Raw genomic sequence first — 19947 nt, 5'->3', positions numbered from 1 at the left:
GTTCCGTTGCGCCACAGCGTGTCACTACGCCCAGGCAGCCAGCAAGGTGGTCGCCTCGGCGCCCAGCGCGGCCTGCAGGAACGGGCCGAAGCTGATGCGGGCTACGCCGAGAGCGGCGAAGTGCTCCTTCGCCGGGGTGCCCGGCTGGCCGATCGCGTTGATCGGCAGCGGCAGGTCGGTGGTGAGCCGGCGCAGGTCGGCGTCGGCGTGCCTGCCCACAGGGTAGAGAACGTCGGCACCGGCTTCGGCGGCCAGCGTCAGGCGGGCGATGGCCCGGTCGAGGCGGTCGGCCTCTTCGCCGTCCTGGCGCAGGAACAGGTCGGTGCGGGCATTGACCACGACATGCACGCCCGCCGCGTCGGCGGCCTCGCGGAGACCGCGAACCAGGTCGGCGTGCTCGGCAGGCGAACGCAGGCGCTTGCCTTCGCTGTGCACCGTGTCCTCGATATTGAGGCCGACGGCGCCCGCCGCGAGGAGACCGTCGATGAGTTGCAGCGGTTCGAGGCCGTAGCCGGACTCGATGTCGACCGAGACCGGGACCTCGACCGAGGCGGTGACCTGGGCGACGCGGGCGAGGAGTTCGTCGAAGCTCATCCCCTCACCGTCGGCGCGACCGATCGAGTCGGCGACCGGATGGCTCCCCAGGGTCAGACCCGAAAAACCGGCCGCCACAGCGACATTCGCCGACCACGCGTCCCACACCGTCGGCAACACCACCGGATTTCCCGGACGATGCAGTTCGAGCAGAGTCTTCGCCTTGGCATCCAGAGAAGTCATACCCGCGATGATGCCCGAGGCATCCGACAAGAGCTATACGCAGCCGGATTTCGGCGGGCAGTTCACCTGCACATCGAGCACGCGCGCGCCGGGGCCCTCCGCGCCGAGCCGGTCGTGCTCGTTGACGAGCTTGCACGAGCCGAGCGAGAGGCAGCCGCAGCCGATGCAGCCGGTCAGGTTGTCGCGCAGCCGCACGAGCTGGGTGATGCGGTCGTCGAGATCCTCCCGCCAGGTCGTCGACAGGTTCTCCCAGTCGCGACGGGTGGGAGTGCGACCTTCGGGGAGGCGGTCCAATGCCGATCGAATCTCACTGAGTGGGATGCCGACGCGTTGCGAGATGCGAATGAAGGCGACCCGGCGCAACGTTTCGCGAGAATATCGACGTTGATTGCCACTGGTTCGACGGCTCGATATGAGACCTTCGCGTTCGTAGAAGTGCAACGCGGACACTGCAACTCCACTACGATCTGAAAGCTGCCCGGGGGTCAGCTCCTTCGTTTGCCAATCGGCCGTCGTCATCTATAGCTCCTCCCACTACCACCTCAACAATACTTCAGGTATTCGTGTCGTGTACGAAAATGGGCGGACCGGGTGGACAGGTCTGCAACACCTACGGGCCACGCATCCCGGCGACTGCGGGTCGCAGTGTGCCGACCTGGCGTTCTCGCATTACATTTTGCAGATGGGAACTGCCCCCGACTCGCGCCTGACCGTCACCTCCGAGGTCGGCCAGCTACGGACGGTGCTACTGCACCGCCCCGGCGCAGAACTACGCCGCCTCACCCCGAGCAACAATGACCAGCTGCTTTTCGACGGCATCCCCTGGGTCGAACGCGCGCAAGCCGAACACGACGCCTTCGCCACCGTACTGCGCGACCGCGGTGTGGAAGTCCTGTTATTGGCGGATCTGCTGACCGAAACCCTCAGTGCCAGTGGGGCAGCCAGGATCCAGGGCATCTCGGCGGCCGTCGACGCCCGCAGGCTCGGCCACGGCCTGGCCGACCAGCTCGCCGCCGAGCTGCGCAAGTTCGACGCCGGCGAGCTCGCCGACATCCTGATGGCCGGGATGACCTTCGACGAGCTGCCGTTCGGCCCCGACGCCGCCTCACTGGTGCGGCGGATGCACCACGGCGGCGATTTCGTCGTCGACCCGCTGCCGAATCTGCTGTTCACCCGCGATTCCTCGTTCTGGGTCGGCCCGAAGGTCGCGATCACCTCGCTGGCGCTGCCGGCCCGCAGCCGCGAGACCTCCATCACCGACCTCGTCTACGCGTTCCATCCGCGCTTCCTCGGCGTGCGCCGGGCCTACGAATCGCATACCGCGCCGATCGAGGGCGGCGATGTGCTGCTGCTCGCCAAAGGTGTTGTCGCCGTTGGTGTCGGCGAGCGGACCACGCCAGCGGGCGCGGAAGCATTGGCGCGCAGCCTGTTCGACGACGATCTCGCGCACACCGTACTGGTGGTGCCGATCGCGCAGAACCGGGCCACCATGCATCTGGACACCGTCTGCACCATGGTCGACACCGATGCGGTGGTGATGTATCCGGGCGTGCGGAAATCGTTGGAGGCGTTCACGATCCGCCGCAAGGACGGCTTCACCGGGCGCGGTGACCACGAACGCATCAGCATCACCGGCCCCGAACCCTTCCTGCCCGCCGCCGCCGCGGCAATGGGCATCGCGAAGCTGCGCGTGATCGACACCGGCCGCGAGGGACCCGACGCCGAACGCGAACAGTGGGACGACGGCAACAACACCCTCGCCCTCGCGCCCGGCGTGGTCGTGGCCTACGAACGCAACGAGATGACCAACTCGCGCCTGACCGAGGCGGGTATCGAGGTGGTCACCATCAGCGGCTCGGAGCTGGGCTCCGGCCGCGGCGGCCCCCGCTGTATGTCCTGCCCGCTGTCCCGAGACGAGGTGTGAGCATCGTGTTCCACGTCGAGCTGTCCGCCGATTCCAGCCAGCCGCCCTACGAGCAGCTGCGCATGGCGGTGATCGAACAGGTCCGCGCGGGCACGCTCACCGCGGGCACCAAGATCCCCACGGTCCGCGCGCTGGCCGCCGACCTCGGCATCGCCCCCAACACCGTCGCCCGCGCCTACCGCGAACTGGAAGCCGACGGCGTCCTCGAAACCCGCGGCCGCCAAGGCTCTTTCATCGCCTCCTCCGGCGACCCCACCCGCGACATCGCCAGCCGCGCCGCCGTCGACTACGTCACGACCACCCGACGGCTCGGCCTCGACGACGCGGACGCCCTAGATCTCGTCCATCAAGTACTGAACACCTGAACGACGCCAGAACATGGGTAACTCACCGGGTAGGGGCCAATTCCGCGACCCGATACCGCCGGCCGCGTCCACCCGAACCAACCACCTGAGTCCGGCTTGAATACACGGAGAGGCGGACCAGCCGAGCCCTACCGCCAACTCGGCAGCCAGAGATGGTCTTGCCAGTTCTGTGGCGTGATCGCCTGACCCGTGAGGATCGGCCACAGCCAGACGAAATTCGCGATCACCAAGCCCAGATAGATGCTGACGATCAGCAATCCGAGCGCGTACCGCTCGTTCACCGGGGCAGGCAGATAGGTGCCCGTCGGACTGCGCGGTATCCCCGCGGGTCTCGCCGATCCGAGGATGTCACCGAGCGCCAGCGCCATCCCCATCACCAGGAACGGCGCGAGCACCACCGCGTAGAAGAAGTACATCTGCCGGTCCAGCGTCAGGAACCACGGCAGCAGCCCGGCGCCGTACCCCACCAGCACCGCCGCGTAACGCCAGTCGCGGCGCACGATCGAACGCCACGCCATCCAGCCGATGAGCGGCAGCGCCAGCCACCACAGCGCGGGCGTGCCGACGGCCATCACGGCCTTCACGCACTGCGCTTCGCCGCAACCGGTGACGGTGCCGTCGGCGTAGTAGTAGAGCATCGGGCGCAGGCCCATCGGCCAGGTCCACGGCTTGGATTCCCACGGATGGTGGTTGCCCGCCGAATTGGTGAGGCTGGAATGGAAGTCCAGCGTCTCGCCCTGGTAGTACCAGAGCGAGCGCAGCGCGTCGGGCAGGAACGCGAACGCGCCACCGCTGCCGACCTGATTGCCGACCGCGTACCGGAACACCCCGCTCTCGCTGGCGAACCACGCCCAGTACGAGGACAGGTACACCACCAGCGGGATCACCACCAGCGCGTACAGCGCAGGCCCCACATCGCGGATCAGTGTGCCCAGCCACGGCCTGCGCACCCCGTACGCGCGCCGCGCGCTCACGTCGAAGGCCACGCTCAGCAGGCCGAAGAACATGATGTAGTACATGCCCGACCACTTGGTGCCGCACGCCAGCCCGAGCAGCACACCCGCGCCGAACCGCCACCAGCGCACGCCGAGTCGCGGACCCAAGTCCGAGAGGCCGACCCGCCCGGCCAGATCCGCGCGAGCCATGCGCTCGCGGACCTCGTCGCGGTCGACTATCAGACAGCCGAAAGCCGCGGTGACCAGCAGCGACATGAAGATGTCGAGCATGCCGATGCGCGAGGAGACGAAGGTCAGGCTTTCGGCGATGAGCAGCACACCCGCGAACGCGCCGATCAGCGTCGACCGGGCCATCCGGCGCACGATCCGCACCACGAGCAGCACCAGGATCGTGCCGGCCAGTGCCGCGGTGCCGCGCCAGCCCCACGCGTTGTAGCCGAAGATGGCCTCGCTGATGGCGATGAACTGTTTGCCGACGGGTGGGTGCACCACCAGGCCGTAGGCGGGGTTGTCCTCCACGCCGCCGCCGGTGACCATCTGCCAGGCCTGTGGGGCGTAATGCTTTTCGTCGAAGACGGGGGTGCGCGCGTCGGTGGGATAGTTCAGGTTGGCGAACCTGGTCAGCGCGGCGATGACGGTGAGCACCGCGGTGACCATCCAGCCACGCGCGGTGTCGAGCGGGCCGAAATCGGGGGCCGGGCGCAGCGGCGCGGGGCTGACCAACGCCGACACGGGACGCGACGGGGGCATCGCGCGCTCATCGGTCACCGGGATCACGCCCCGATCGTAGGCGGTACGCCCAACGAAGTCCGACCCGACACTGCCGCCCCTGTTCCCCATCACATACGGCCGATCGCCGCACCCCGGTGACCTGACAGAATGGTCGGGCGTCACCTGCATGTGCCGCTCGCCGCTCGCCTGCGGCCCAAGATACCGGAGAGGCGGGACAACACTGTGTTGGTCTTAGCGGCTACCCCGATGGGTGACATCGGCGACGCGTCCCAGCGACTGCGCGACGCGCTCGGTTCGGCCGACGTGGTCGCCGCCGAGGACACCCGCCGCACGAAATCGCTGGCGAAGGCGCTCGGCGTCGAGATCACCGGCCGCGTCGTCAGCTTCTACGACCACGTGGAAACCGCCCGCATCCCCGCCCTGCTCGACGACATCGCGAGCGGCCTGACCGTCCTGCTGGTGACCGACGCGGGCATGCCGTCGGTGAGCGACCCCGGCTACCGCCTGGTCGCCGCGGCGGTCGAACGCGATCTGCCGGTCACCTGCCTGCCCGGCCCCTCCGCGGTCACCACCGCGCTGGCCCTGTCCGGCCTGCCGGTGGAACGCTTCTGTTTCGACGGTTTCGCTCCACGCAAGGGCGGTCAGCGCCGAGAGTGGTTGCGCACCTTGGCCTCCGAGCAGCGCGCCATCGTCTTCTTCGAAGCCCCCCACCGCCTCGCCGACTGTATGACCGACGCGGTCACGGTCCTCGGCCCCGACCGCCGCGCCGCCATCTGCCGCGAACTCACCAAAACCTACGAGGAAGTCGTTCGCGGCACCCTCGGCGAACTGGCCGCCTGGGCCGCCGACGGCGCCCGCGGCGAGATCACCGTGGTTCTCGAAGGCTCCCAACCGGTTTCGGCCGAGCCAGCCGAGTTGGTCGACGAGGTCGAGACATTGGTGGCAGGCGGCATGCGACTCAAGGACGCCTGCGCCGAAGTCTCGGCAGGCCGAGGTGCCTCCCGCCGCGAACTCTACGACGCCGTCCTGGCCGCCCGCTCGCAGAGTTGAGCCAACAAGCTACGGACTGATCCATCCTGACCGCCACCACCATCGAGGGCGCGTTCACCTGAGGCGGCTGGATTGCCTACCTGAACTCCGCAGGCCGATGCCTTCCCGTTCTATCGCCTGTTCCATCGACGCCAGCCGACTCTCCAGCCTGCCACCACAGGGTCGCCAGTTTATAGGAGTACAGTTTATAGAACTGTACTTATACAAATTGGAGCTCGCGTGGACAAACCGGGTGACATGTTCGATCGGGACCGCGAGTGGTCGGCGCTGTCTCGCTTCGCAACCGACGATCAACCAGGGGCGATGCTGGGTGTGGTGTCCGGTCGTCGGCGACAGGGCAAGACCTTCCTCCTGGACGCCCTGTGCCGCGCCCAGGGTGGGTTCTACTTCGGTGCGACCGAGGCGACAGACGCCGTGTCATTGCGGCGGATCGGTGCCGCGCTCACCGCACACATCGATCCACCGAGCCCCTTTCATTTCGCGAACTGGGCTGAGGCCATCGACGTGCTACTCGAGCTCGGGGCGCAGCGACCTGTCCCGGTAGTGATCGACGAGTTCCCCTACCTTGCGAAGGGGAACTCCGAACTACCCTCGATCATTCAGGAAGCGTTGCGGCCGTTGCGCACTCAGCGAACCAACTCTCGGACGCGGCTGGTGCTCTGCGGGTCAGCGCTGTCGTTCATGGGCGGACTGTTGTCGGGGAGCGCGCCGCTGCGTGGCAGGGCTGGTCTGGAAATGCTCGTGCGGCCGCTCGACTTTCGCCCCGCTGCGAAGTTCTGGGGGATCACCGATCCGAAGCTGGCCGTGAAGGTCCATGCGATCGTCGGCGGAACACCGGCTTACCGACGGGAATTCGCACGTGGCGATGTGCCCGCCGATGCCGATGACTTCGACTCCTGGGTCGAACGCACGGTGCTCAATCCCGAGACTCCACTATTTCGCGAACCACGGTATCTACTGGCAGAGGAGCCGGATCTGCGTGATCCGGCGCTCTATCTGTCCGTGCTGGCCGCGGTCGCGGACAGGAACGCGACACGCGGCGGCATTGCCGGGTACTTGGAACGTAAGGCAGTCGACCTCGCGCATCCGATCACCGTGCTCGAAAACGTCGGGCTGCTGTATCGAGACGCGGATGTGTTCCGGCAGAACAGGTCCGAATACCGGATCACCGAGCCGCTGATCCGGTACTACCACGCGATCATGCGACCGGCTTGGGCACAGCTCGAGCGTCCGGGTAGCGCGCATCGCGTGTGGCCGGCTAGTCAGCGACGATTCCAGAGCGATGTGCTCGGTCCGCACTTCGAACAACTGTGCCGAGACTGGACCCTGCATCATGCCGATCCCGAGGTACTCGGCGGGTTACCGGCGTCGGTCGGTCACGGTGTCGTGCACGACCCGGCAACCCGGACCAGTCATGAAATCGATGTCGCCGCAATCGGAATCGACGACAGCGGCGCCACACCGCTACTCGCGATCGGGGAGGCGAAATGGAACGACATCATCGGTGCCGGACATATCGAACGACTCCGGCAGGTCCGTGATCTGATCACCCGAGCCGGACGCTACGACACCTCCAGAACTCGGCTCCTGCTGTTCAGCGGTGCCGGCTTCAACGACAACGCTCGCAACCTCGCGGCCTCATTCTCGGACATCGAGCTGATCGGACTGCCAGAACTCTATGAGTGATGACACGGCGGGAAATTCCTAGCAGAGTCAGCTCACTTCGACGGCCGAACTCGCATTCGTCCAGTCCATTCCTTGGACGCTCGGCTCGTGGACAACATCAGTACAATCCCTGGAGCGGCTGCGACAACCGCAACCTGCAACGCGGAAGCCAGTTCGCCATCGATCGCCCGGGTGCCGGCTATCAATGCCATGAGCGCCGCCCCGAGCGCTGCGGTCACCGAAACCATGACCCGTCCGGCAACTTGCCGTCGCAGCATCAGGATCGCACCAGCGGCCATAATTAGCGCGGGACACAGAAGAATCACCGCGACGGCTTCGACCCATCCGGAAGACTGTCCGCTCACATTCATGTGTCGCTCAAGGCCTATGATTATGAGAGCGAAGCCGACGATGTAAACTCCAGCCACAATGGACACGGCAAGCGCCGCAACTGCCGCTGAAACAGGAACGAGCCAACCCGTTCTTTCAGCGGAATCCATCGCCTCGTCTGGGTCGGTCATCGTCTCCCACTCAACTCGGCGTCGTCGCCGGGATCTATGTAATACATCAGCGTTTACGCGGGCAGTCGATCCACCCTCACGGATGAAGGATGGTCTGCGGATCCTTCTCCCTATGATCAATCGAGTCCTCAGGGAGCACGGCGAGAACCCGGTAAGGCTCAACGACCCGCCGCCTTTGCCGGCATCCTGAAGTTTGAGCCCGAATCCATCCGGAATCGATCGTCGACGGTGCGGTCAGTATTATTGTGCGGCAATGGCTTCGATGGCAATGGTCCGTTCATCGCATCGACGGTGTGTCCCTGACCATCATGAGTGCACGATAGTGTCGGGCTCTTTCGTCACTCCCTCGATCGTTGACTGGTCGACGCAGGGAGAATATCCGGTGACGCTTAGCGATCCGTCGCCCTTACCGGCATCCTGCAGCTGCAGTCCGAACCCCTCTAGCAATGTGGTATTAGCGGCAAATCGCGACTCGCGTTCGACCGGCCAACCTTGCTTCTCCCAGGCATCGAGCATCGCATCGAAGTATTTCCGATTCTCGCCTTTCGGCACTCCCGTGACCCAGTAGCTGGAGCTCAGATTGTACGGTCCGGACGATTGGGTACTTGCATCCCAGCATGGCGCGGAGACAGGGCGTTCCCGGCCGAAGGACGCTAACGCGGAATTCTCTGGGTTCTTCGACAAGTTAAGGCTCAGTGGGAGTCCGGTGAGGGCGGCCGACAGGTTTTCATGGATTCGTTGCTGTGCTTGAGCGGCGGTGAACGGGGATACTTCCACTTTTCCTCCTCCTGATGATCCGCACGCAGTGGCGGCGATGAGAGCTGCGAGAATTAAGAGTGCTGATTTCATTGATAGGTCACCATCTCGGGTCGGCCTGCGATGATCGCCCCCATATTTCTCAGCGAGGTAGAGCCCGAATTCCAGTATTCGCTATGGGCATCTCCGCTGTATCCCGCGCTCCACCAGGGGCCAGACGTCCCCGGATCAGAACTGAAGACCTGGCCACCGAAGTCGGCGGAGGTCGGGTCCGCCTTGTGACTGTCGACGCTCGGCACGAAATCGGGAATGTTCGAGTATCCCGGAGTCGGATCATTCTCTGCTCGGGTCGAGAAGACGTGCTGGTACTGCTGTCCATCAGGGACACCGGCGAGGCTTAGCTCGCGGGCATGGTCAACGCCCGCGCCAGGGCTTGCGACCATGACGACGTTATCTGCGGCGAGCACCCGGCCGTCCGTTGCTGATAGGCCAACGACTGTCGTGCCGTAACTGTGCCCGAGAACGGTGTTATGGGAGGGTGCACCTTCGTGGGTTGCGCGCAGACCGTCCTGGAATGAGGTGAGAGCAGGTGCTCCGGCTTGTGCGAATTTCGACCGGGTTGCGTCGTTATCGCCTTCCTTCAGCACATCCGGTGGCGCATCGTATCCGAGCCAGGCAATGGACACGGGGTTGTCCGCGCCAGCCGCCTTTGCCGCCGCTGACATACTGTCGATCCGGCCAATATCACCCTCCATCTTGGAGGGCTGTGATCCCGTTCCGGGCACGTAGGTTGTGACGTTCGTCGCCTTGTCCGGGTTACCGTCAGCGACCACGGAGTGGACGCGTTGTCCTGAATTATCGTCCATGCCGAGCAGCATTCGCGGCTGGCCGGTCGGAGAATTGGAATCGGCGACCTTCGCAGTCGTGGTGAGATCGTCCAGATGGCGAGATTCGTCCATCTTGGCCTTCCACTCTGTATAGCCCGGCTGAGTTTTCAGCCAGCTATCGGCTTCGTCTGATGTTCCCGTGTATCTCAGCCACTGCTCGTGTTTGCTGCCCGCCATCTGAATTGCCTCGTTGCGCGCATTTTGCGCCTCGGTCAGCTGCTCTTTCAAGGTCAGACGGTTGTAATGATCGCGGTCGGTGGCGGGCATACCGTCGCGGTTGCCGAGGTAGTTGTCTTGGTTCCAGAGAGCGTCTTTATCCTCGTCGGACAAGGTGGTCCACACGTCGTGGAACTCCTGTGAGCCTTCGGGAAGTTTCGACTTGCCATCGAGGATGTCTTGCACCTGTTGGGTGCGTTCGCCCAGGCCGACCTGGATCGAGTGGGCGATCGGCTTGATCGCGCCGACGTTCTCGAAGGCCTTCTCGATGGCGACGGTGGTGTCCTCGATCGCCTGGCCGAGGCCGAGTAGGGCGGCTTTGATGGGTGGCTCGTAGACATTCTTCGCAGTCGCGTCGAGCGCGGCTTGGGCGGCGGTGATGTCTTCGGTCTTCGCGTTCGGGAGCGACCAGCGGGCGTCGGGTGCGGTGACGGTGCCGTCTTCGGCGACGGTGAACTTGTCTTTCTCCGCGAGGTCGATCGCGGCGGTCGCCGTGGATTTGGCAGTGGTGATGGCCGCCTGCCCGGTGGTACCCGCGGTGACCGCGCCATTCAACGCGGTGGTGATCTTGCGACCCTCGGTGACCGTGGTCGTTGTTGTCTCTCGGGCGCGGTCGCCGGCGTTGCCGGTCCAGTATCCGGTCGATCCTGCGTAATCACGTTGTGCCAAATCGAGATTGCTGACCAGTCGGTCGTGCAGGGACCGCCACTCGGTGAGCTGGGCTTCCAACGCGGGCGGGTGGATGGCGTAGGCCTGGGTTTTCGTAGCCGGTCCGGTCATGAGCCGGTCTTCCAGGTCGACAGGTTGTCGATCTGTAGCTTGGTGGCGTGGTCGGTGTGATGGAAGGCGTCGACGCATTTGACCGTGTTGTCGCCGATCGCTTCGAGTGCTTCGCTCAAAGCTGTGTTCGCCGAGGCGGTTTCGGTTGACTTCGCCGCACAGATGTCGGCCAATCGGAAGTCGGCGAAGCCGAAGCGGACTGCGCTTGCCGCCTTGCCGAAGGTACTCGGTGCGGTGGTGCCGTAGGCGACTTCAGCGGCGTATCCGCGCATTCCACGTGCGAGCGCGATCGCGTCGTCCGCATTGATATCGAGAGAATCAGCAAGTCCGCTGCCCATGATCTACCTCCCCCAGGTGTTGCGATGGTCGAGCTCATCGACGGATCTGTCAGTAACGTTGTGCGGCATCGGCCTCGACGGTAGCGGTCCGTTCATCGCGTCGACGGTGCGGGCGACAGCTCCTGCGACACGGGGGTCCGATCGGAACTCGGTCAGCGCATCTTGGGCGTTCGTCCGCGCGGTTCGCAGCGCGTGCGCGGCGAGCTCGGTGATCAGTTTACTGAGTCCGGCTCCGCCCAACACCAAGACCTTGTCGTCGATGTGGACGCTGATCGAGCCATCTGCACCGGCCTGGACCTGAACGAGCCCGTCTGCGGCGGTCACCGTCGACCGGGTTGAGGTGAGCGCCTGAACCAGGGCGGTCGTCTTCTTCGGAAGTGGATCCAAGTTGTTCGACATACGATTTCGGCCTCGGGTTACTTCGGAATCAGGGGTTCGATCGCGCTGGCGATCTCGTTGATGTGGTCGCAGGCATTCCAATCGGTGAGCGCGATAGAGCTACCGGACGTAATCTGCACAATGCCATCAGGACCGGGCAGAACAACCATGCAAGACATACTCACACCCGCCTCTCGGTATAGGATTCCCGCGCGCCCGTTGACCGTGAACTCCTGCTCGTCCTCGCGATCGCGAATCTGCTGAAGGTTGACATTGGCTGACCAGACGGTCAGGTCGCCTGTTCCCAGGATCTGTCCACGCACGTCCTCCTTTCTGGTGAATCGGCAGCCGATGAATGCATAGTCGCTGTTGATGGAGTCGCTGCGTTCACGCGTTGCCGGGCTGAAGCCCTGGCCGCTGGGCACCGCGTCTGGAATCGCAACACACGGATCCCACCTGACCGGGATCTTCGTTCTTGGCCCTTGTTTGGGCGGATCACCGACAGGAGCCGAAATCGATCGCGTCGTCGTCGGTTGCGAACTCAGTTCCGGCTTAGAATTGTTCGCCTGCTCAGCTCCACATGCCACCGTGACCGATGCTGCCAGCAACCCGATCAGAAGAGCCGCCCCAACACGTCGGTATACCGTCACTGCGGATTCACCACCTGTGAGGCAAGCTGGATTCGGCGAGCGCTCACCCCGTCGGCTTCCTCCAGCAGATTCGCGCTCCGCAGGAATCCTTCTTGAATTTGCATCGCCCCTTGGACCAGTTGGTTGATAGCGGCCCTGCTCAATGTCGCCTTTTTTCTGAAACCGTCCTGCAACTCCACACCAGTCAGCAAGGTACCGAAACCGGACACTTCCTCGCCATCCTGCATACGGGCGTCCGAAGCCCGAAGCCCGGCAAGATAGGTGTCGATCTCCTTCACCGCCGCCCGCACGGCATCAGGCTCGAAGCTGAATTCCCCACCGCTCGCACCCTGAACAAAGGCGCCGATCTCGGCTTGCCCATAGTTGATTTCGTCAGCCACGGTCATCCTCTCCTCGTCGTACTCGCATCTCATCGGCCCTGCGCGATCAATTCGCGGGCGAGCGCCGAACCCGAGACCGGGACGACCCGGGTTTCGTTGTCGTCCACCGTGATCAGGTATCGCCCACGTGCCGGCCCTGCCGCGACATCGATCCAGCTCGAGTACCGAGGAGGATGGGGCCGGTCGGTGTTCATCCCACGCTGGATGACGAACTGACCCTCGCCACTGCGGCGCTGCCTGACCAGGCTCCTGATCCGCTCCTCGACAGGACGTTCGCCGTTGGCCTCGACACCCCAGCGGGTGGGGGGCTCCTCGCCACGTACCCGCGGCGTGTACCCGAGCATCGGCCCGGCAGAGCCTGCCGGGGTCGGGGGCAGAGTGGCGCACAGCCGGGATGGAACCTCTGTCCGCCGGGTAAGGGTCATTACGATAGGCGTCGAGGGCTCGGACGTGGTGGCGTACTGGTGCACCACCACCCCAAGGTTGTCCAGCGCGGCGCCATGGGCTCGGACTTCCAGTCCGCCGTCGAGCTGGCCCGCGCAACGCAACCGGGTGTCGGCGTTCGCCAGGATCGTGAACGCCGCCGACAGTCCTTGGTCACTGCCACCGGGGAATCGCGTCGACAGCGCGGCGTTGACCAGGTGGTCTTGTTCGTCGCGGGTCGCGCAGGACTCGCGGATCACAAGAGGAGCCGGGTGGTCGAACGCGTCGAGTCCGGTTTCGCGATGCCACAGTCCGGCGAACTCATCCGGTGTCAACGTCCATGTCATCGGCGGTGTCACCGTGACTCACTCGTCGGCGTGGTGGATCGGGTGGTGCTGGAGAGGCCGTGCTGCGCAAGCAGACTCGCGATATCAGCCGACAGTGCGGGCTGCGCGGGTTCCGTTCGGGGTGGTTCGCCGGCGCTGGGCGCCGGTGCGGGTTCGGCGGGTCGGCCGACATCGGGTCGTGTGGTCGGAGCGGGCATCGACTCAGGTTCACGGCGCGGACCATTCGATGCCGGTGGCGCAGCAACAGTATTGGTTGTTGGGGAAGTTTCGCCTTCCACCGGCGCGGCGGAAATCTCGTCGGCGCCGAAGACACCGGGCAGAGATTCCGTGCCTTCCAGCCAGTCCGGGTGAACGCCGCGCAGATAGTCCGGCGCTCGGTGCTCATTGTCGGGATCCCCGCCCTGCCCGCGTGCGCCCGCACCCGGCGCCATCGGCCCCATTCCGCTCGCACCGGGGCGGCCCGAGCTCGCGAGGCTACCGGAAGCGGGACGAGCCGCTCCTGGTGCGGCGCCCGTCCCAGGAACAGCTTTGCCAGGTGCGACCGGCGCGCCCAGCTGTCCACCTGCCCCGGGCGACCCGCCCTGACCCGGACCAGGCGCCCCGGTTCCACCCGGCGAACCTGCCGGACTGCCGGTTGTCGGCGAGTTCGGTGACTGGCCTGGTTGGATCGGCGAGGTCGAACCCGGCGTGGTCGCGGCACTCGACGGAGTCGTCGTCCCGGACTCTGTCGACGACGGCTCGGTGTCCGCGTCGCCGGAGTTTCCTGACGAGTCACCGTTGTTGTCGGCACCGACCGGATTCGTTTCGGTCGCAGCACTGTCCGGCATTGACCGTTCGGTCGCGGCGCCAGGCAGTTCTGCTGAGCCACCCTGATCCACAGCCGCGCCCCGCTGACCCTGCGAACCTGCCGACTGCGGCTGCGGTCCATCCTGTCCGAATTGCGGTGCTTCAACGAATGAGGGAACCGTGTGTCCCGTAGTCGGAAATGCCGGTGAATAGACCGCGCTCATCGTGGCACGCGCGGCGTTCTCGGCTGCTGTCCGCGCTTCGGAATCCGCGGTCGCCGTTGCGGGGTTGATGAGTCCAGGGATGATCATCGAGGTGGGGTCGTCCGGATTCGGCGAGGCAACCGCCGATGAGGTCGTTGGTGGCGGGATCGCGAGGCGAGTGGCCTCGGCAGCCCACGCGGCAGCGTCCAAACGATCCGACACCGTGGAGAAAACCTCGGCGACTTGCCTTGTCGCCCCGCCCAATGCGCCGATCGCAGTACGTGCGGCATCGCCACTTCGCCCCTGCCACGCACCGTTGTTCATCAGGCCCAACAGTGCGATCTGCAACGACATCGATAGGTCGGACAGCCGCGTGTGCTCGGTCGACCACAATGTGTGTGCCGTCCGTAGGCCCTCGACATTCAGCGCCTGCGCGTGCTGGTAGATGTCAGCGTGCGAGTAGGACCCGAAGTTGTCTTCACTGGTGACAAAATTGGGGTCGATTCCCGCCTTCTTCGCCAGTAGCGCCTGGTCCGTGACGCTCGCACGGGACTGCGCCGCCGTGACCTTCTGCTGTGCGGCCGCAGCCGCTACAGCCGCCGCATTAGCGCCGAGCGCAACGAGTGGAGCGGGAATTCCAGCTAAGGACGAGGGGGGTGTTCCTTGGTCGTCTACAGTCATCAGATCCCCCTATGAACCGTCACGAACATCGCGGGCCCCTCCAGCAATAATCCGCTGCCGGAGGTTATCACACATCTGCCCGCGAAACTGGAGTCGCCGACGGGTGGTCGGAGACCCGAGCTGCGGTCGAATCAGCTGGTCACGGGTGTGCGTAACGCATCGATATGCTCGACCAACTGTGCGCGACCCCGATGGCCGACGGCCGCTACGATCACCGGCCGAGGACTACCTACGGGCGGTCCGGGACGCTCGCACAACGTCGAACTCCGAGATCTGATGTCTGGGTTTTCGGGTGATATCGACGCGTGCTCACCGCCCCAGAACCGCGAGCATTCCAGCCACCGCCTGCGGCCAGCCGAATCGTTCGGGGGTTGCGATTTTTTCGAATTTTACCCATGGTGTTATGCATGACTGGCGCACACCGCGAGACTCCGAGGAAGGGGACGGTCCTCCCGCCGGAGGACCTGAGTGAGTTGCTCGATCTGTCCAGATTTCTGGAGCAGCACACCGAGCCCGCAGCGCTGCTCGGCCCGGACGGCGAACAGATCCCCCTCCCCGTAGAGGTGTATGAGGTACTTGTCCAGGTTGTCGGCGCTATGCGCAAGCGTCGCGCCGTCACCATCTCCCCGGTGGAGCAGTACCTGACCACTCAGCAGGCCGCCGACCTGCTCGGCATCAGCCGCCCAACATTGGTGAAGCTGTTGGAGGCCGGAAAGCTGCCCTGCGAGAAGCCGTCTGGTACACGACACCGTCGCCTACTCCTCAGCGACGTGCTCGACTACCAGCAACGTCGACGTGCGGACCGCAGCGATGTGCTTGACCGATTGGTGCGCGATGCCGAGGCAGATGGCCTCTACGATCCGCCGGCCGAGGCCTACTTACAGGCGGTTCGGGAAGCCCGCGCAGCGTCGAACTCCGAGACCTGATGTCGGGGACCCATGTGATCGCCATCCTCGACGAAGGGATCTGAACACGCTTGCGAGCTTCAGGGGCGTTCACCGCCCCAGTACGGCGAGCATCCCCGCGACCGCACGTGGCCAGCCGAATTGTTCGGCGCGGGAGCGGGCGGCTAGGCGGCGGCCGGAGGTGGGCATGGCCAAGACGTCGGTGACGGCTCGGGCGAAGGCTCGGGGGCGGTCGGCGGCGATGGCTCCGCATTCGGCGGTGACGATGTCGGCGAGGGCGGAGGAGCGGCTGGCCACTACCGGGGTGCCCGCGGCCAGGGCCTCGAGGGCGGCCAGGCCGAAGGTTTCGTGGGGGCCTGGTGCCAGTGAAACATCCGCGGTGGCAAGGAGTTTCGCTACCATCGCGCGTTCGTTGATGAAGCCGGTGAAGTGGACCGCCGGTTCACCACCGGGCAGGGCGGGCAGGGTGCGGGCGCGGCGTTCGAGTGACTCACGGCGGGGGCCGTCGCCTGCGATGACCAGCCGGGCGGGTACCCCGGCCCGGTGCAGGGCGCCGACCGCTTCGATGCTGCGGTCGACGCGCTTCTCCACCGACAGCCGTCCGCAGTGCACCAGCAGCGGATGTCCGTCGACACCGAGATCGGCGCGCAGGCCGAGGTCACGGCGGCGTGGGCTGAACAGGTCGAGGTCGACACCCAGCGGCACCAGTTCCACGTTCGGCGCACCGATCCGCAGGAACTCCTCGCGCGCGAAGGCGGTGGTGCACACCACCATGTCGTAGTCGGCGGCCGTGCGCCGGTTGGCGACGTCGGCGCAGCGGCGCGCGGCGGGTCCGGGCAGGAACTGGCCGAGCAGCCGGTCGAGGCGCTCATGCGAGATCATCACGCTCGCCACCCCGCGACGCCCCGCCCACCGGCCGAAACCGCGCAAGGTGAGCCGGTCCGACACCTCGAGCACATCCGGCGACAGCCCCGACAGCACATCGGCCACCCGCCGCGGATCAGCCGCCCGATAGCCACCGGTCCACGGAATTCCCAATGCGGGCAAGGTAATTCGCAGTGCGCCCGTGGGCAGTACCTCTTCCGAACGACGCGACCCCGGCACGATCAGCACCACTTCGTGCCCGGCCGCCACATATCCCTCACCGAGGTGGTGCAGGGCAGTGCGCAACCCACCCGATCGCGGGCCATAGAAATTGGCTAGCTGCACGATGCGCACACGCCGATCGTCGCGCCGCGCGGGTTACCTCAGGGTCATGCCCGAGGAACGGGAAGTGAACAGCGTCGAAAGAAGCGACACCCCCTGGTCGGGCGCGCCTGCCACGAGAGGGGTCCAACTGTCGACGAGACCCCGGCGACCTGTGCTGACTCCGGACCAGACGGCGGCGATCAGGCGTCGCCAGGACCGTCGATACCGGCAGACCAGACCCGCAGCAACCCGTGACCGGTGGCGGCAGTGGTGATCGTTACCAGCTCGGCATCTGCGTGGATCCAATCCCCCTGCGCGAAGCGCACCCGCAACGCGAGTCGTCGTGCGGTGCCCGGCTGTCGGGCGGCGTCAGCGCAGGCCGCACGCAGAGCGGCGAAATCGGTGGGGTCGATGGTCGGTCGCTCCACCGCCCACCGGTCGAGGGGCGGTGGCGGATCTGCTGCCCATTCGTAGATGATCCCGCTGGACAACAGGATGATGCCGACGCCGACCCCGCTGCGCTGCGCCACCGCACGCAACATCGCGACGTCGGGATCGACGGTCCCCGCGTCATCGCCGAGTTCGGGGATGGCGTGCATCAACGCGCTCACTCTGCAGTGCTCAGGTCGTGCCCTTGTCACCATCTGGAATCGGCGAACGCAGTCGTCGTCGCCGAGCATGTCGACCTCGCCCTGCCAATGACCGCCCGGTTCGAGCCGGGTGGCCATGTCGAAATAGTCAACCCTGCCGTCGAAGCGAACCATCCGCCCGAACGCGTCGGGGGGCGTGCGCACCACCCGCACCTGCGCCGATTCCCTCGCGAAGACGAGTTCCTCCAAACCGGGCCCGTGGTGGGCGAGTTCGGTGACCGCGTCCCAATCCCAGGCAGCGACCCGCCGTCTCGGCCGGACCGGCGCGTCCACCGGACCGATCCAGATCTGGACGCCATGGACTCCGCCGAATGCGCACCGAACCGGCTCGGCCAGCACATGTTTGTCACCCACGACCACGCGCTCCGGGTCCCCGCCGGCCGCACATCGCCGAACTGCGTCGACAACGAGACGGGCGGGCGCCGGACCGATGCTGCGGTGCAGTCGCGCAGCCGCGGTCCACTGTTTGGTTTGGGCGTCTTCAGCGACGAGTGTGGGCTCGAGATCCCCGGCAAGGGTCTCCAGCAGCAGCCATCTACCGACCGACATGTCCGCGATCAGCTCGGCGCCACGCCACGGCCCGCGCGGGGCAGATCGAGATCGAGCGGGATGCGGCCCTCCCGTAACTGCGCCTCGACGATTTCGGCGGGCATGGGCCGTGCGATCAGGAAGCCCTGCGCGCGATAGCAGCCGAGTCCGACGAGCGTACGCGCCGCCATCGCCGTCTCGACGCCCTCACCGACCACGCCGAGGCCGAATGACCCAGCAAGTCCGATAATCGATTTCACGATCGCCAGGTCGTCGTTACTGTCCCCGAGTCGCTGTACGAACCCGCGGTCGATCTTCACCGCGTCCACCGGCAGCGCCTTGAGATGCGACAGTGAGCTGTAGCCGGTGCCGAAATCATCGATGGCGATCTGCACGCCCATCCGTTTGAGCCCGCGCAACGTGAGCCGGGTGCGTACCAGGTCTTGCACCACAACGTGTTCGGTGATCTCGAGACAGACCGAGCCGCCGTCGATGCCGAACAGGCGAAGGACATCTTCGATGCGTTCGACGAAATCTGCCGAAACCAGCTGCACCGGAGAGACATTGATCCGGATCACCACATTCGAGGCAAGTCCGCGCCGGCGCCAATCAGCGAACTGCGAACAGGCGGAGCGGATTACCCACCGGCCGAGTTCGCCGGCCAGGTTGGTGGCCTCGGCGACCGAGACGAAGGCGCCGGGTGGCAGCAGCCCGCGGGTGGGATGCTGCCAGCGCACCAATGCTTCCAGCGCCACGATCCGTCCCGTGCGCAGGTCGACCTCGGGTTGGTAGTGCAGCACAAGCGACCCATCCGACACGGCAGTGCGCAGGTTCAGCTCCACGTCGTCCTGCAGTTCGAATTGCGCGCGCATGGCATCGCTGAACACCGCTACCCCGTTGCCGCCGCCGGACTTCGCCGACAACAGTGCGTGATCGGCGCGGCGCAGCACATCCGACACCGAGGTCTCCCCCGGAATACCCAGTGCTACGCCGACACTCACCCCCCGGCTCACTGATTCCCGCCCCACCGAGACACGGCGTCCGATGACCTCCTGGATGCGGGTCGCCTCCAGTTCGGCAGCAACCGCGTCCATCGGCGCCGCGGGCACGATCACGAACTCATCGCCACCGAGCCGGGCGATCATGTCGGTGGGTTCCAGATTCTGGCGCAATCTATGCGCCAGAGTGCGGATGAAGTCGTCGCCCGCGCTGTGGCCGAGGAAATCGTTGAGCGCTTTGAGCCGGTCGAGGTCGAGGAAGAAGGTAGCGATCGGGCCCTCGTTGCCCGGCTGTAGTCGCTGTTCCATGTATTCGAGCAGGGCTCGGCGATTGGCCAGCCCGGTCAGGTCGTCGTGCAAGGCGATGTAGCGTAGCTGCTCCTCCGCCACCACGCGCGCCTGCAACTGCGCGAACAGCGCGGCGATCGCCTTGAGCACATTGAGCTCCCGGTTGCTCCACGCACGGTCACCCATCTTCACGAAGCCGAGCACGCCGGTCGACTCACCGCGCGAGACCAGCGGCACGCAGGCCATGGCCACCTCCGGGATGCCCGAGGACTTGCGGATCGTCTCCTGGTAGTCGGCGCTGTCGGTGCCGGGCCGCACGATCAGCGGTTCCACAGCGTATTCGAGCGCACGGAAGACCGAATCGGCGTGCTCGAATTCGACGACACACAGCGGATCGGGATCTGGAATATCAGCGCGAGGTGGCCATTCCGCGATGAGGACGGTCGCACGCCGCGCACGGTCGGTGTGGCGCAGATAGCTCACATCGACATCGAAGTGCTCGACCAGGGCGGCGAGCACACGCTCGCTCACCGCCACCATGGTCGTGGCGTCGACACCCATCAACTCGGAGGCGA

General features: G+C 65.6%; 19 protein-coding genes. 5 read left to right on the top strand and 14 right to left on the bottom strand.

Annotation, left to right across the window (positions count from 1 at the left end; genetic code table 11):
- Positions 1 to 24: 24 nt before the first annotated feature.
- Both ACTWPB_RS11665 and soxR read right to left on the bottom strand, forming a co-directional pair.
- The gene (locus ACTWPB_RS11665; protein WP_446225664.1) at positions 25 to 777 is read right to left on the bottom strand and encodes an isocitrate lyase/PEP mutase family protein; all 753 of its coding nucleotides are present in this window, start codon (positions 775 to 777) and stop codon (positions 25 to 27) included.
- A 33-nt stretch (positions 778 to 810) separates the two neighbouring features.
- Positions 811 to 1296, bottom strand: a complete 486-nt coding sequence (gene soxR, locus ACTWPB_RS11660; protein WP_378913453.1) for a redox-sensitive transcriptional activator SoxR — start codon at positions 1294 to 1296, stop codon at positions 811 to 813.
- A gap of 163 nt (positions 1297 to 1459) precedes the next feature.
- Between soxR and arcA the strand changes: the two genes are divergently transcribed.
- Together arcA and ACTWPB_RS11650 are read left to right on the top strand one after the other, a co-directional pair.
- Positions 1460 to 2701: an arginine deiminase gene (arcA, locus tag ACTWPB_RS11655; protein ID WP_446225663.1), complete on the top strand. Its 1242-nt coding sequence runs from the start codon at positions 1460 to 1462 to the stop codon at positions 2699 to 2701.
- Positions 2698 to 3066: a GntR family transcriptional regulator gene (locus tag ACTWPB_RS11650; RefSeq protein ID WP_446225662.1), complete on the top strand. Its 369-nt coding sequence runs from the start codon at positions 2698 to 2700 to the stop codon at positions 3064 to 3066. The genes arcA and ACTWPB_RS11650 overlap by 4 nt, the downstream gene beginning before the upstream one ends.
- Positions 3067 to 3194: 128 nt before the next feature.
- Here ACTWPB_RS11650 and ACTWPB_RS11645 read toward each other — a convergent pair whose 3' ends face one another.
- A complete protein-coding gene (locus ACTWPB_RS11645) occupies positions 3195 to 4799 on the bottom strand; it encodes a dolichyl-phosphate-mannose--protein mannosyltransferase (RefSeq protein ID WP_446225661.1) in 1605 nt (534 codons plus the stop codon).
- A 177-nt stretch (positions 4800 to 4976) separates the two neighbouring features.
- Here ACTWPB_RS11645 and rsmI point away from each other — a divergent pair, with 177 nt between their 5' ends.
- Positions 4977 to 5804 (top strand): 16S rRNA (cytidine(1402)-2'-O)-methyltransferase, encoded by an 828-nt coding sequence (gene rsmI, locus ACTWPB_RS11640; protein WP_446225660.1) that lies wholly within the window; start codon positions 4977 to 4979, stop codon positions 5802 to 5804.
- 219 nt (positions 5805 to 6023) lie between these two features.
- The gene (locus tag ACTWPB_RS11635) at positions 6024 to 7490 is read left to right on the top strand and encodes an AAA family ATPase (RefSeq protein ID WP_446225659.1); all 1467 of its coding nucleotides are present in this window, start codon (positions 6024 to 6026) and stop codon (positions 7488 to 7490) included.
- A 32-nt stretch (positions 7491 to 7522) separates the two neighbouring features.
- Here the strand turns inward: ACTWPB_RS11635 and ACTWPB_RS11630 are convergent, their stop codons facing one another.
- The 8 genes from ACTWPB_RS11630 to ACTWPB_RS11595 all read right to left on the bottom strand — a co-directional run bounded on the left by ACTWPB_RS11630 (position 7523) and on the right by ACTWPB_RS11595 (position 13145).
- Positions 7523 to 7990, bottom strand: coding sequence for a hypothetical protein (locus ACTWPB_RS11630; RefSeq protein ID WP_446225658.1), 468 nt, complete (start codon positions 7988 to 7990; stop codon positions 7523 to 7525).
- A 306-nt stretch (positions 7991 to 8296) separates the two neighbouring features.
- Positions 8297 to 8839, bottom strand: a complete 543-nt coding sequence (locus tag ACTWPB_RS11625; RefSeq protein WP_446225657.1) for a hypothetical protein — start codon at positions 8837 to 8839, stop codon at positions 8297 to 8299.
- Positions 8836 to 10629, bottom strand: a complete 1794-nt coding sequence (locus ACTWPB_RS11620; protein WP_446225656.1) for an alpha/beta hydrolase — start codon at positions 10627 to 10629, stop codon at positions 8836 to 8838. The genes ACTWPB_RS11625 and ACTWPB_RS11620 overlap by 4 nt, the downstream gene beginning before the upstream one ends.
- On the bottom strand, positions 10626 to 10967 hold the full coding sequence (locus ACTWPB_RS11615) for a hypothetical protein (RefSeq protein ID WP_446225655.1): 342 nt from the start codon (positions 10965 to 10967) through the stop codon (positions 10626 to 10628). The genes ACTWPB_RS11620 and ACTWPB_RS11615 overlap by 4 nt, the downstream gene beginning before the upstream one ends.
- 3 nt (positions 10968 to 10970) lie before the next feature.
- Positions 10971 to 11366, bottom strand: coding sequence for a YbaB/EbfC family nucleoid-associated protein (locus ACTWPB_RS11610; RefSeq protein ID WP_446225654.1), 396 nt, complete (start codon positions 11364 to 11366; stop codon positions 10971 to 10973).
- 17 nt (positions 11367 to 11383) lie between these two features.
- Entirely contained in the window at positions 11384 to 11995 is a 612-nt protein-coding gene (locus tag ACTWPB_RS11605) for a DUF3558 family protein (RefSeq protein ID WP_446225653.1), read from the bottom strand.
- Positions 11992 to 12375: a hypothetical protein gene (locus ACTWPB_RS11600; RefSeq protein ID WP_446225652.1), complete on the bottom strand. Its 384-nt coding sequence runs from the start codon at positions 12373 to 12375 to the stop codon at positions 11992 to 11994. Before ACTWPB_RS11600 ends, ACTWPB_RS11605 begins: the two co-directional genes overlap by 4 nt.
- A gap of 29 nt (positions 12376 to 12404) precedes the next feature.
- Positions 12405 to 13145 carry a hypothetical protein gene (locus ACTWPB_RS11595; RefSeq protein WP_446225651.1) on the bottom strand — a complete coding sequence of 247 codons (741 nt, stop codon included), beginning with the start codon at positions 13143 to 13145 and terminating at the stop codon, positions 12405 to 12407.
- 2077 nt (positions 13146 to 15222) lie between these two features.
- Here ACTWPB_RS11595 and ACTWPB_RS11590 point away from each other — a divergent pair.
- Positions 15223 to 15741 (top strand): helix-turn-helix domain-containing protein, encoded by a 519-nt coding sequence (locus ACTWPB_RS11590; protein ID WP_446225650.1) that lies wholly within the window; start codon positions 15223 to 15225, stop codon positions 15739 to 15741.
- A gap of 69 nt (positions 15742 to 15810) precedes the next feature.
- Here ACTWPB_RS11590 and ACTWPB_RS11585 read toward each other — a convergent pair whose 3' ends face one another.
- From ACTWPB_RS11585 to ACTWPB_RS11575, 3 genes are all read right to left on the bottom strand, one after another.
- Entirely contained in the window at positions 15811 to 16938 is a 1128-nt protein-coding gene (locus ACTWPB_RS11585) for a glycosyltransferase (RefSeq protein ID WP_446225649.1), read from the bottom strand.
- A 170-nt stretch (positions 16939 to 17108) separates the two neighbouring features.
- Positions 17109 to 18107 (bottom strand): GAF domain-containing protein, encoded by a 999-nt coding sequence (locus ACTWPB_RS11580; RefSeq protein WP_446225648.1) that lies wholly within the window; start codon positions 18105 to 18107, stop codon positions 17109 to 17111.
- Positions 18108 to 18115: 8 nt separating this feature from the next.
- Positions 18116 to 19933 (bottom strand): putative bifunctional diguanylate cyclase/phosphodiesterase, encoded by a 1818-nt coding sequence (locus ACTWPB_RS11575; protein ID WP_446226310.1) that lies wholly within the window; start codon positions 19931 to 19933, stop codon positions 18116 to 18118.
- Positions 19934 to 19947: the final 14 nt, after the last annotated feature.

It is taken from the genome of Nocardia sp. IBHARD005 (genome assembly GCF_052814245.1).
This window is presented reverse-complemented; position numbering and strand designations above follow the sequence as displayed.